The organism is Vibrio sp. KUL80 (assembly GCF_059725495.1).
In genome coordinates this window covers 2474396-2487307 of the sequence record NZ_AP045841.1, presented here as the reverse complement: position 1 = coordinate 2487307, position 12912 = coordinate 2474396, and the positions used below count along the sequence as shown (strand labels likewise).

General features: G+C 45.4%; 12 protein-coding genes. 8 read left to right on the top strand and 4 right to left on the bottom strand.

Features of this window, described 5'->3' with window-relative positions:
* Both AC6I8U_RS11410 and AC6I8U_RS11405 read left to right on the top strand, forming a co-directional pair.
* Nucleotides 1-555 carry a hypothetical protein gene (locus AC6I8U_RS11410; RefSeq protein ID WP_234494182.1) on the top strand — a complete coding sequence of 185 codons (555 nt, stop codon included), beginning with the start codon at nt 1-3 and terminating at the stop codon, nt 553-555.
* 49 nt (nt 556-604) lie between these two features.
* On the top strand, nt 605-1783 hold the full coding sequence (locus tag AC6I8U_RS11405; RefSeq protein ID WP_498016938.1) for a mechanosensitive ion channel family protein: 1179 nt from the start codon (nt 605-607) through the stop codon (nt 1781-1783).
* 25 nt (nt 1784-1808) lie between these two features.
* Here the strand turns inward: AC6I8U_RS11405 and AC6I8U_RS11400 are convergent, their stop codons facing one another.
* On the bottom strand, nt 1809-2744 hold the full coding sequence (locus AC6I8U_RS11400; RefSeq protein ID WP_498016937.1) for a bile acid:sodium symporter family protein: 936 nt from the start codon (nt 2742-2744) through the stop codon (nt 1809-1811).
* A gap of 434 nt (nt 2745-3178) precedes the next feature.
* Here AC6I8U_RS11400 and AC6I8U_RS11395 point away from each other — a divergent pair, with 434 nt between their 5' ends.
* The 3 genes from AC6I8U_RS11395 to AC6I8U_RS11385 all read left to right on the top strand — a co-directional run bounded on the left by AC6I8U_RS11395 (nt 3179) and on the right by AC6I8U_RS11385 (nt 5740).
* Nucleotides 3179-4573: an NAD(P)/FAD-dependent oxidoreductase gene (locus AC6I8U_RS11395; protein ID WP_498016936.1), complete on the top strand. Its 1395-nt coding sequence runs from the start codon at nt 3179-3181 to the stop codon at nt 4571-4573.
* 95 nt (nt 4574-4668) lie between these two features.
* A complete protein-coding gene (locus AC6I8U_RS11390; protein ID WP_498016935.1) occupies nt 4669-5514 on the top strand; it encodes a DUF3626 domain-containing protein in 846 nt (281 codons plus the stop codon).
* An 82-nt stretch (nt 5515-5596) separates the two neighbouring features.
* On the top strand, nt 5597-5740 hold the full coding sequence (locus AC6I8U_RS11385) for a hypothetical protein (protein ID WP_498016934.1): 144 nt from the start codon (nt 5597-5599) through the stop codon (nt 5738-5740).
* Nucleotides 5741-6245: 505 nt separating this feature from the next.
* Here the strand turns inward: AC6I8U_RS11385 and AC6I8U_RS11380 are convergent.
* The 3 genes from AC6I8U_RS11380 to AC6I8U_RS11370 all read right to left on the bottom strand — a co-directional run bounded on the left by AC6I8U_RS11380 (nt 6246) and on the right by AC6I8U_RS11370 (nt 9383).
* Nucleotides 6246-7673: a DUF1254 domain-containing protein gene (locus AC6I8U_RS11380; protein ID WP_498016933.1), complete on the bottom strand. Its 1428-nt coding sequence runs from the start codon at nt 7671-7673 to the stop codon at nt 6246-6248.
* A 193-nt stretch (nt 7674-7866) separates the two neighbouring features.
* Nucleotides 7867-8706: a LysR family transcriptional regulator gene (locus AC6I8U_RS11375; protein WP_498016932.1), complete on the bottom strand. Its 840-nt coding sequence runs from the start codon at nt 8704-8706 to the stop codon at nt 7867-7869.
* A 35-nt stretch (nt 8707-8741) separates the two neighbouring features.
* The gene (locus tag AC6I8U_RS11370; protein WP_498016931.1) at nt 8742-9383 is read right to left on the bottom strand and encodes a Crp/Fnr family transcriptional regulator; all 642 of its coding nucleotides are present in this window, start codon (nt 9381-9383) and stop codon (nt 8742-8744) included.
* 220 nt (nt 9384-9603) lie between these two features.
* Between AC6I8U_RS11370 and AC6I8U_RS11365 the strand changes: the two genes are divergently transcribed.
* The 3 genes from AC6I8U_RS11365 (at nt 9604) to AC6I8U_RS11355 (ending at nt 12905) form a co-directional block, all read left to right on the top strand.
* Nucleotides 9604-10371: a hypothetical protein gene (locus AC6I8U_RS11365; protein WP_498016930.1), complete on the top strand. Its 768-nt coding sequence runs from the start codon at nt 9604-9606 to the stop codon at nt 10369-10371.
* Between the two features lie 191 nt (nt 10372-10562).
* A complete protein-coding gene (locus tag AC6I8U_RS11360; RefSeq protein ID WP_498016929.1) occupies nt 10563-11729 on the top strand; it encodes an OmpP1/FadL family transporter in 1167 nt (388 codons plus the stop codon).
* 132 nt (nt 11730-11861) lie between these two features.
* Nucleotides 11862-12905 carry an efflux RND transporter periplasmic adaptor subunit gene (locus tag AC6I8U_RS11355; protein WP_498016928.1) on the top strand — a complete coding sequence of 348 codons (1044 nt, stop codon included), beginning with the start codon at nt 11862-11864 and terminating at the stop codon, nt 12903-12905.
* The last annotated feature ends 7 nt before the right edge of the window (nt 12906-12912 follow it).

Sequence of the window (12912 nt, the reverse complement as noted above, 5' to 3'; positions counted from 1 at the left end):
ATGATTAAACAAATAAAACAAAATATCGCCCTAGTAGCACTAACATGTTTGCCACTCAGTGCATTCGCTGATGGTTTAGAGAGCTGGGTATATCAGCCAGAGTTTGCAGACGGTCTCGCTGCAGTGGGCTGCGCCTCTTCTTCAGGAAGCTTTAATATCGATAAAAGGCGCGCGGAAAGCGCAGCGCGATCAAGTTTGATTCAATCCATTAACATGAAAGCGAGCACCATGGACCGACATGTTTCTGAGTTAGTAAGCAACAATCAGGGAACGAGTGTTTCGGAAACGTTTGTGACGATTAGCAAGCAGATCTCTGAATCGAGACTTCGCCAATCAAAGATCGTTAAACTTGACGTTGGTGAAATCTATGGTGAAAAGCAAGTCTGTGCAATGGCTGCCATCGATAATAGAGTTCTTGAAAGCTATTTCAATGACATGATAAGCATGAGTGGTACCAACATTGACCCTGATGATAAAACAGCTATGTATCAAGAGTTTAAAACTCAAAAAGCGGTATCGGACCTTGAAGGCGAACTTAAAAGACTGACTCAGTAAGCTGAGATAAGTTTGCGCTCGTACTTAGCGAAAATCGGTGTAAAGGATTATGGATTATTTGGAAACTCTAAAGTCACTCTATCTGTCGTTGACTGAAGTGGAAAAGCACTTCTTTCAGATTGCGGCAACGACCATCTCTTTTTGCCTAATCCCCTGGATTGTAAGGACAATACTTTCTCGATTTCTAGATATGAATCCAAATAGAGTGAAAGCGAAGTATGAAGTGAAATTTGTACATCGTGTTCAATACTTAGTGGGTTTTGTATTTAGTATCTTTTGGTTCCAATACTTTTCGGTGCAGGGGTGGTATAGCAAACTGGCAGAGATTGGAGTGTTACTTTTCTCTGTTTTGGTTGTTCATTCGGTTTTAGATTTCCTAGAAGCGCAATTCTCTCGCAGTGAGTCTTTAGATGGGATACCGATCAAGCCCTTTGTTGAGCTTATTAAGATAGCGAGCTCGGCGATCATGTTAGTGCTGATGATCGCTATTTTGCTTGATATCCCACCGATGGCATTAGTTAGCGGTATTGGTGCAATGTCTGCTGTTCTTTTACTGATCTTCAAAGACAGTATTTTAGGAACCGTTACGGCCATTAAGATCAATGTTCATAGGCTGGTACGTAAGGGAGACTGGATAGAAGTCGATAAGTACGATGCAGATGGTGTAATTAAAGACATTACTCTCAACGTAATCACGGTAGAGAACTGGGATAAAACGACTTCAATCATTCCGACTTATGAAATACTTAATGTTGGCCTTAAGAACTGGAGAAGCATGACTCTACAAGGGAGACGGATAAAACGTAGCCTTTCGTTGGATGCCAATAGCATCAAGTTTTTAGACATGAACCATGTCAATCAGCTTGCGACGGTCCCTTTGCTGCGTCGCCAAATAGCAGAGCTCTGTGAATCTCATCAGTTGCATGAGTTGGGTGACAATATGAACAAGCGTTGCTTGACCAATGCTGGATTGTTTCGACTTTATATAGAGGCATATCTGCGCTCAAGAGGCGATATAAATCGAGACCATACCTTGATGGTTCGTCAGCTAGATTGCTCTTCTAAAGGTGTCCCGCTTGAGGTCTACTGTTTTACAAAAAATACAGACTGGGGGCATTTTGAAACGGTACAGGCCGAGATTTTTGAGCACCTGTACTCTGTTCTGAACCTGTTTGAGTTACGCGTCTTTCAGGACGTGAGTCATCTTGACTTTGAGCGAGCAGCGTAATGGGAGTTACACTGCTCGCATCCTATTAGCAAGCCGCAGTGTCTTTAGCTGGAGTTTCTTTCTTGCGGACCCAATACCCAGCAAGCAGTGAACCTGAAATATTGTGCCAAACCGAGAAGATAGTGCCGGCTATCGCAGACGCAGGAGAGAAAAACTTCATTGCCAATGCGGTCGCCAAGCCAGAGTTCTGTAAGCCAACTTCGAAGGCGATCGTGCGGCAAGTGGATTCGTTGAAACCGAGCAAACGGCAGCAGTAATAACCAGCAGTAAGACCAATGCTGTTGTGAAGGATCACCGCAAGCGCGACTAACGGCCCGACTTGGCTTAGGCTTTCTGAGTTCAAAGCCACTACGATGGCAATGATTAAGACGATGGCGACCATGGAGATAAGTGGAAGTAGGGCGTTTGCCTTAGCGACGGCTTTGTGAGCAAATGTGTTGATGAGCAGACCAATGCCGACGGGTAGCAGGACAATCTTCACTAAGCTCATTAGCATCGCGGATACCGGAACATCCACTCTCTCGCCGACCAATAGTTGAATCAGTAACGGCGTTAATATGATGCCGAGTAACGTTGATATCGCCGTCATTGAAATAGAGAGTGCGACATTCCCTTTTGCTAAGAAAGCCATCACATTGGAGGAAGTTCCGCCCGCAACGCTGCCCACCAAAACCATTCCGACTGTTAGCTCAGTATTGAAGCCGAGTAGGTAACTAATGAGAAGTGCGGTTAATGGCATCACAAGAAACTGCAATAGTACGCCGACACCGACTGCTTTTTTAAACTGAAAAACATTAATGAAGTCCTTGGGAGACAAGCTTATCCCCATGGCAAGCATGATGATTGTCAGCAGTGGAACGATTTGCGCTTTGAGACCAACAAACAGTTCTGGTGAAAAATAAGCGGCGGCTGCAAACATTACTGCCCAAACAGGAAACAGTTGGGTAATTCTTCCTATCATGCTGATGTCCTTATCGTATGGAAAGCTAGCTACGTATGCATACTAGGCTTTTCGAGTTCGTTTTATATTCAATGGGATGGGTATAGTTCCATAAAGTGAACGTGCAGAAAAGATAACCATATCGATACGGATTTAGATTCTATGATCTCTCGGTATTTAGTGGTGATATTTCGATGGTGAATAGTTAAGTGTGCTTAATCGCTTTCCAAAATGTAGTTAGTAGTTATTTACTCTGTATCTATCGACCCTTTCCCCTGTTCTCCAAGGTCTATCGCGTTGAAATCGAGGTCTTATCATTGCTAGTTATATATAGATATGATTCCTGACAACGATTTTGAAAGGTGTGAAGTTTGTCGACACGACTTTCAGGAAACGGAGAGCTATTATTCTTGGTATATCGTCTACTGAAATTACGATTCCACTTGGAGAATTTGATGGCAAACCTAAGTCATTTCCAGCGCACTTTGACGCTTTTCCTTTGTACTTTTTTTCTCTTAGCCTGTGGACCTGCGAAAAGCGATTTTGAACCCAACACCAGCTACTGGTTTGATGAAAAACCTAAGCAAGATAACCCGCCGTTAAACCAAGACATCAAAGTGGACATTGCCGTCATTGGTGGTGGTTACAGTGGTCTCTCAAGCGCTTGGCATTTGGCGAAGGCGAACCCAGCTCTCAATATCGTGATTTTCGAAGCAAAACAGGTGGGTAGTGGGGCGTCTGGCCGCAATGGCGGCATGGTGCTGCCTGGTTCAGAAGAGATGGACTTCTATGAAGACGGTGAGGCGAGCAAGCGTCACTATGACCTGACTGTAACTAGTATGAAAAAGCTTGAAGCTCTGGTGAAGTCAACGGGTGTCGACGCTGACCTGGTTCTTGATGGATATCTAGAAGCGATTCTTGATGAAGAGGATATCGCCGAATATCAAGAGTACGTAGAGACTGCTAACGACTTGGGTATTCCGCTTGAGTATTGGAATGCAGATGAGACTGAAGAAGAGCTCGGTACGGATCGATATGTTGGGGCAGTTTACGATCCTAATGGTGGTCAGGTGCATGCTATGAAGTTGGTTAACGCACTGAGAAAAGCGGTGGAATTAGCCGGCGTTACCATTTATGAGCACAGTCCGGTGACCGACATTCAAGAGGGTAAACAAATCACCCTAAGTGTTGCTGACAAGCACAAGGTTACAGCCGATGATATCGTATTAGCGACCAACGCCTTTACTTCGAAGCTGGGTTATTTTGGCGGTCGAGTATTCCCAGTGCATGCGCAAAGTGCAGTGACAGAGCCTTTAAGCAAAGAACAGCTTGATGCCATTCAATGGCAGCCTGGAATACCATACTTCGATACACGCAATTTACTGTTTCATTTAGTGCTCACTCCAGACTATCGTATCGTAATTGGTGGGGGCAATGCAGAATATGAGTTCAATGACGGTTTAGTCTACAAGGGCGATCTAGATGCTGTCAGCGATATGATGATGACGGAACTTGTGACACTGTACCCTGCGTTGAAAGGCATTAAGTTCGAACGCGTATGGAATGGTGTATTGGGCATGACTGGCGATAGCAAAGAAGCAGTAGGCGTAATGGGTGAGCATCGCAACATCTACTACGCGCTTGGTTATAATGGACACGGCATCAATCTGGCGTTTTTATTTGGTGATGTTGTTGCCACTCTATACCGAGGCAAGGTTCATCCGTGGTTTGATCATGCTGACGAAAGTTTACCTATGTGGCTACCTCCAGAGCCTGCCAAATCGGTCGGAATTAAATCGACGTTAATGCTCTATAAGAAACAAGACGAAGCGTACTTAGAGAAAGAGTAGATGGTTGCGGGGTAGTATCTTAGGTGATCTACTCCGTTGCTTTGCTTAAAGAAATATCAGAGACTGAGTGTCGATAGATAGAAGATGGAGCAAGCATGAGCCGTAGTAACCCAGTCGATGTAGCCCTTACCAATGTCCGTAATAAATCGACAGGGATGTCCGTACAGGAAGCATTCACTATCACGATCAACTTCCACCCTGACCGATTAACCGCAGACAACACACCTCTGCTGTTGGCGTTGGCACAATCAGGTGTTTTAAAGTCTCAGTTCGAAACCCAAACCAGTAACGGTGGCTTAACCGCCTACAAAGGTGGTGAGCGTTGGCAGTGGGAAAAGAGAGTATTTGATGGAGCGTACGATGACGCTCCCGATAACCTGAGACCTAAGTATGGTGCGCTAAACTATCGTCAGTATCCAATGGGTGCCTCCCCAAGATTTGGCTCGGCTTTTTTTAAACTCAAACCTCATGTACTCGAGCGCACCACCTTCTGTTACCCAGACAGTTATTTTGATCCTGAAGATTTTTCGACCTCAGATCGACTCAGCGATCTCGTTGCTATGGCGACTCAAGCGCAAGTGGATCGTCTTGATGATTATATAGAGGCTCATATCCATGGCGAGCTCTCTCTTGGTGAAGACGTGGAGAGCTTAGTGCTCGATCCTATATTCCGTTCAACGCCAATCGAGCAGCAAGCTCGAGACCTTGGGGTTGTTATCGAATGGCATGATGGGTATGAGCTTACGATAGAACATATGGCTCAGTTTCCAGACTATCGAGGTCAGGAGTTCATTGAGCTTGCCAAGCTCATTGCGGTCAATGGTGTTATAGATGCTGCCTTATTGGGGAAGGCGGTAACTGAGCAATACTATGACGAACAAGAAATAAAAAAAGTCTGGCACTATTTAGCTCGATTTGGTTATCGAGGAGACAAGTGGTAAATGCACCTAGGTTGCATCCGAGGTCAATAAAGTGCGGTATTTTTGTACAGAGCGAAAATACCAAACTTTGAGGACCACACAAATGAACCGAATCGTAAATACCCTTGGCTACGGCATTCTATTGAGCAAATATGCTGTCGTTGTTTTGATTGCTGGCATTACAGCGAGTACTGGCGTAATGGCTGGTGACTTGATGCTGGTGGGGCTGGAGACAACCGAGAGCTAAATTACAAAAACTTTGTACTAATTTTCGAGAATTATTGAATTTTACACGGTTTTTGCACTGAACGTGCAATAACTATCGTCGTGATCGCTATGATCTCCCTTGCCTGAAATAACACATTTCATTTGGGGAAGCGCTAGATATCTTCTGATGTACAAGCAACTGGCGTTTCCCCTCTCCAAGTTTACTCTTCACCTTTAATTCCAAACGATTTCTCCCACACTCTCTTATTGTTCTAATACCTGTTTGTCTAGGTAAATGTTTTTGTAGATAAAAAAAAGCCATTGCCGCAGAGCGACAATGGCAAAAGTGCGTTTTATGTGGAGACCAACAGTTATGCGTATGAAGATATGGACCAGAAAAACCACTGAAATTGCTTTACTGGAATCATTAACTATTGTGCGACTAGTATATCGGTAGAAGGTATTTGGAAATGCACTCCAGTTGCAAAGCGCTTCTATAGCCGAAAAAAAAGCCGCTTTTCAGCGGCTTTTGACATCAACAAGGATTAGTTGTTTTTGTACATTTCTGGTAGTGAGAACTGACCTGTGTACACAGACTCTTTTGGTTCGTACAAACGAACTTGAAGCATGAAGCTGTCGTTTGGAGCAGGTAGCCAGTTCGCACGCGCTGTTGCGTCAGTTGGTTCTTGGTGAGAGATAGTGATAGTCAATGAACCATCTTTGTTGTACACCAAGTCTTCAGTCATAGAACCGATCTTGAAGCGGTCAATCGCATTCTCAACCATGAAGCGATCTTGCGCATCGTACATAGTGACTGACCAGAATCCACCGATCTCTTCATTAACTTGCATGTCTGCAGGGAAGGTCACTGTGTAGCTATTCTCACCGTGTAGTAGTTCGCCTTCGCTGTCTACATAGCGCTTTGGATACATAGCGCGTTCTGGAGAGTTAAGACCAATAGAGTTCATATTGATCGCTGCACGTTGCAAGTAGTCTGCACCATAAGCACCTGCTTTATATTCCCAGTTCCAACCATTCACTGGCGTGTCACTGTGCATCGCAGCATCTAGGATGATGGCAAAGCCGTCTTTAAAAGCATTCTCAAGTGCGTGTTTGCGAATGTCACTTAAGTTTGCAAGGCCGTCGTTACCGATACCGATATATTCGAATGATTCCAGTACTGGCTTGTCTTCAGCTAGTGGGTTTTCGTTTAGTACTTTGTCTAGACGTTCGAACCAAGCTAGACCTTGTGGGAACTGCACAGTTGGTGCGCCAGTTGCGTGTTTTGGCTCTGGTTGAACACCGCCGTTCGGGTACTCAGATAGTGGCATTAGGCGGAACTGAGATTGCAGCTCACGTGCTTTTTCTTCGTCTTGAGCGTTCTCAACACCTAGACGGCCTGCAAGCCAGATGTAACGTGTGTTTGAGTAATGAACTTCAACACCCTCAGGCAGCTCGCCTTCGTAGCCACGCTTGGCAAGCACAAAGTAACCACCTTGATCGCCAACCGTTGCATTGCCTAGGTCAACAACAGATTCTGTGTACATATCGACAATTTGTTCGATCCAGTAGCGATCTTTGATTTCAGGAACAAACAGCACTAGAGGCTCTTCTTCTAGATCAGCCCATGCTTGAAGATACAGCGTGTCATTGTTTGGCGTAGTGTATGAACGGTCACGGTGGTCCCATAGACGCGTGATTGGGCCAATCTGGTTGACGGGTGCTTGACCGTTATCCATTGGCGCATCAACAGAAGTTTGCAGCTCAAGCGCCACATCCATCATTACTGGTGCCCAGCCATAAACAGTCGCTTGCACACCTAATGCGTAAGCATAATCGTATTCCACTTTGTCACGACCAGTGTAGTTCACGGTTGCTTCCTCTTCGGCGGCAAGCGCAGGGGTTGTTGCCAACATACTGACGGAAGCGAGCAATGTAGCAATAGAGGTTTTGTTAAGGAGTCTATTGATCATAGGTTCTATCTTCTTTTGGGCGGGCGACTGTTCCTATACAGCAACTCGCTTAAGATGAATGGGCGTTTGTGAGTCCATGCTGCCCAATATAGGTCTATTAAAAAGGAATTCAGACGAAGGAAAAATGGGGTGGGGGTTATGCGATACATTCCTTGTGGGAATGTATCTTTTGCTTTATAACTGGGCTCATAACCTAAATGCTATGAATGCGCTGTTTAATGAGCTCGCGAATCGCTTGATGCTGAGGATCTTGAATGCGGCGCTTGTGGTAAATCATGTGAATAGGAACGTCTCGACATTTTACCGGCATAGGCAGTATCTTCAGGTTGAGTCTATCTGCCCACTCTTTGGCAAAAGACTGAAATACCAAACCGATACAGTCAGATTTTGCGGCTAACATTGCCATCGTGGCTTGGTTTGAAGCTTGGCGTACGACGTTTCTGTGTTCAAGCGGTTCTTCTGCAAAAACCTCTAAAAAAGACCGCCCATCTCTGGTCGCTTTGTATTCGATATGCTCAAGCTGATAATAGAGCTCTCGAGTAAATGTATCACCGATTATCTTAGGGTGATCTTTACGACAAATAACCGCGATAGGTTCGCTATGGATCGATTCGATTTCAAAAGCAGAGTCTTTGGTGGTTGTCGTGTCGATAACCAGATCGATTTGTTGCGCCCTTAGTTGATCAAACAGTAACTCTTGATCGAAAGGAGGCACTTTGAACGTGGCTGTTTCAATATCTCCAAGAGTGTGCATAAGCGCTTCAACACAGTAAATAGAGAGTCGATTCTTAGAAAATACAGCATTATCGATAATGTCGATTGCTCGTTGAAAGTCGGTAGCCAGTGATACTGCGCGGCTGGTGGGGGAAATACCTCGTCCCGACTTAACGAATAAGGCATCACCCACATCTGATTCGAGTTTGCGGATGGCTTTACTTACTGCAGGTTGACTGACTCCCAGTATATCCGCTGCTTTTGTAAATGATTGATGCTGAAAAACGAGCACAAATGTTCTTGCGAGATTTAAGTCCAAAATCAATCTCCATCCTATTGTTGTTAAACAAATTATTATGCAGCAAGTGCAGTTTTGGCAACCAAGCGATAGCCAAAGCTAGACTTTATTAGCTCATTATTTGCGATTGCCCGGCTAATAAACTGACCAACCGTGTTTCGAGACATGTTGAGCAGCGAAGCCAAGACGCCAATGTTGGCAGGAATTGCGCCATCATTGGTAACTTCGGATATAGCTTCGAGCGCTTTTTGGATCTTGGCTGATTTGTCTTTCTCACCACGGAGATTGAACAAGGTCAGACAGAACCTTTGCTTGCGAGCGAGCGATAGATTGAGCATTTTTGAAAATGCACAGCAAGAGTCCATTAGTTCTTTAACGTGTGAATAGGAGAGTAGAAGTACCTTACAGTCAGAAATGGCACGAACATCGGCTTGGCTTCCGCCCCCAAGTATATATGGAACATCGTTAAAAATGATGCCAGGCGTGATGAGGTTGTAGCTGACGTTAGCGCCATCTTCAACAACAGGGTAGAAACCAAGTATGCCGGTTATGGGGATTGCAATGTACTCGGCAGACTGCTCTTGAAAGAACAGAAACTTCCCCTTAGGTAGTGACGTAATCTGTCCTCTCGAAAGTAGGTCGTCGGTGAGTTGGTCATTAATCAAATAGGTATTTTTCAAAACATTTCGGATATTCATAAGCGGGCCTTTATTGATTCTTTTGAGCCAATCCGTAGCGGTTTTGAGTTTCACGCGTAAAGAATATACATACCCCAAATTATGATATATGGGGTTGTGGTTATTTATTTGATAACTCACGGTTATCAGTTTTGTTCAAAAAATGCACTCTCTGTGCAACATCACTTTTCGGTCGAATCTAACATAGCGCTCTAAATCCGTTTCTGTAGAGACCGAATCAATGAAAACATCCGTAACCATCGCCGCTCTGTTGGCAACCACCAGTTTTGTATCTTTAGCGAGTGAAGCCGACGAAGTGCAAGACATGTCCGATCCATTAGCGGTTTACACCCAGCTAGGAGCAGGCATCACGGATCGTGGTTTAAACTTTAAAATGGGTCAGACGTTCGATACCGGTAGTGATACCACTATGGGCATGAACGTGTTTGAGATCAAAGGGGCGATGGGTGATACCTTAGGTTTTCGCGATAGCGCAAACGATAGTGTAGATAGCCTTCGCTTTCGTCGACTTCAAGCTGACATGACCAATGGTCGCGGCTCTCAGTTTGACGCTAACTATGACTTTAATAATGAAGCAGGCTCCTTCTCCTACAGCTTTATCCAAGCACTACCAAAGTTAGGTCCAGTTCAGTTCTATCCATTAGCTGGTCTTGGTGTCGCCTTTGGAAATAACGTCGAAGGTGATAATGGTGAAGTGATTAGCGGTTACTCTGTGCCGGGTACATTTGGTTTGGTCGGTACCTATACCAAAATCGAAATTACCGACAAGATTTGGCTGAACTATAACCCAATGTGGATGACAACCTTGTCAGGTTCAAAAGCGTATACCGAGCATGGATTCCAAGGTGAATCTTCAGTATTAGCTCATGAGGTTGCCGCGTCTTATCAGTTCACACCACGCTTCAACGTTCGCTACTTTGCGAATTGGACTGAGCATGGAAACTTCAAAGATGGTGAGCATCGAATTGAATTCAACTACCAAATCTAGTTTGCTCCAAACCTAGTAAAACGCCCCTCCAATAGGGGCGTTTTTTGTATATCTAGAACGTGTTTTCCAATATGCCTAATCATCAGCATTTTATCCTGAAGATGGGCAATCAGAATATTTCCGCACTCACAGTGCAACTTGCTTTTTTCCGTTCGATACCATGACGTCATTCTGACAAACATGAGTTTCATATGATGAAAAAAACGACTCTTGCCATTGCTCTAATGGCGTCAATTTCTGGTTTTTCCCATGCGGGAGGCATCTTATTGCATGAGGTTGCGACCTTTGACAGTGTCTCTTCAGCGGGTGTTGGCAACAGTACTAATCGCATTGATGCAAGTGCAGCGATTACGAGCCCAGCAGGCTTGACCAGTATTGAAGATTCGAGCTTTTCATTGGGACTGCAGTACTTGGATGCCTATTCTGATCACAATGGTAGTGGAAACTATAGTGGTCTCTCGAGCGACGGTAAGAACGCCTCTCTCGTACCAAGTTTAGCTTACGCTAAGCGCGTTAATGCTAGTTGGGTGCTTGGCGCATCATTGCACGGTGATGGTGGTCTAGGCATGGATTATGACAAAGGTCTAACTGGGCTGCATTTTGTTGATGATATGGCGCAGGAAGCGCTCAATATCCACTTTGCTGCAGGTTACCAGTTCAATGACTCGTTGAGCTTTGGTGGCGCTTTGGTTATCCAACATATGATGACGTCGTTTGATGCGGGTTACACAGTTCAAGGCGTTGACCTCGTGCGCATTGCAGGTGAAGGCGGTTCAACGGCCGCAAGTTTTATCCTATCGGCGATGTATGATCTGTCTGATGCGACCTACTTGTCTGCAAACTACAAACACAAAGTCGATCACAGTGGCAGCGATGTCGACGTTGATCTCACAGTGGGTGGTCAAAAAGTCACAAGAACCATCCAACAAGACGTGACTTGGCCATCTCGATTTGACTTAGGCATCCATCACTCGCTGTCAAACCAGCTAACACTGAAAGTAATGACGGGTGTTGAGTTATGGAGTCAGTTTGATGACCAAGCAAACAATGTATACAGCCTAGGAGCCGCACTTGCTTATGCGCAAAACGATTGGGTTTACCAAGCGGGCATCAAACACGACACGGCAATGTACGATATCGACAACATGTCACCTGAGCTGGCGATTGGCGCTAACTGGTCTCTAGGTATGGGCGCAGAGAAGACCTTATCCAACGGTCACCGATTGGGCATCGCCTATCAGTACCGAGACTTGGGCACGCAAGATGTTACCTACCGAGACGCGGACGGCGACCCTTACTTTCAAGGTAGCGTCGACAGCAACCGTATCCACGTTCTAAGCGTGAGTTACGCCTACTAAATTCCTATCTGTATTATTCCGTAGAGGAGAGCCACAGTGCTCTCCATATATACTTGCTAGTGGTTTCATTAAGCCCCTCTAACTCTACGGAAACTCGCAGATCTTGACCTGAGTTATTCTTTAGAGGTTTCTATGAAATTACATCCACTGCTTTTACCTATCGCAATGAGCATTTCCATCTCGTCTGCGTTTGCCGCAGGTGTTCCTGTTACGGCTATTTCTGCCGAAGAAGGGGTATACCAACCAAGCATCGTCTTGACAGGTAAGCTGGAAGCTCAAGAGCATGCACGCCTTATTGCGCGTGTATCAGGGTATCTACACCAGCAATATTTCTCGGATGGCGCATACGTTAAAAAAGGTGATGTGCTGTTTCAGATCGATGATACGCCTTACAAGTTAGCACTCCAATCTGCTATTGCTAACGAACAGCAAGCTGAGGCCACCAAACGACAAGCTCAGCTAAATTATGATCGAACCAACGAACTTGTTCAGTCAGGTAGTGCCACAGAGGCGAACCTCGATGATGCAAGCGCAACCCTCTCGATTGCAGAAGCTGGTTTAGCTAAAGCGAAAGCATCGGTGGACAGTGCGAAAAACGATCTCTGGCATACCAAAATTCGCGCTCCTTATGATGGGCAGCTTGGTAAAAGCAACTTCTCCTTGGGCGATATGGTGTCACCGATTGCAGGCCCTGTGATCGATATTGCGCAGCTTGACCCACTTAACGCCTCTTTCTCACTGGGTGAAGATGACTACATGCGTTTCCCAATCGATCAGTCTGGGGAAGTGATTGTCTCCCTCGATGAGCATGGGAAAAATGGCACTATCAGCTTTATCGATAACAAGGTGAATACCTCTACAGGGACACTGCAAGCCGCTGCTGAGTTCTCAAATCAAAGCAATGCACTTAGACCCAACCAAGTCGTTCGTGTGCTGTTAACAAGCCAGAGCGAGCAAACCGGCTTCTGGATTCCTCAGTCAGCGGTTATGCAGGATCTGATGATGCAGTTTATCTACGTTATCAATGATGAAGGGCTCGCTGAGCGCCGTGAGGTCGAGGTGTTGTCTCGTGACGGCAATCAGGTGTTCATTCAATCCGGCGTTAGCGAGGGAGAGCAAGTGATCACTGATGGATTAGTCCGCGTTCGTCCAAACGTTCCAGTCGTGGTTCAATAATAAGGGC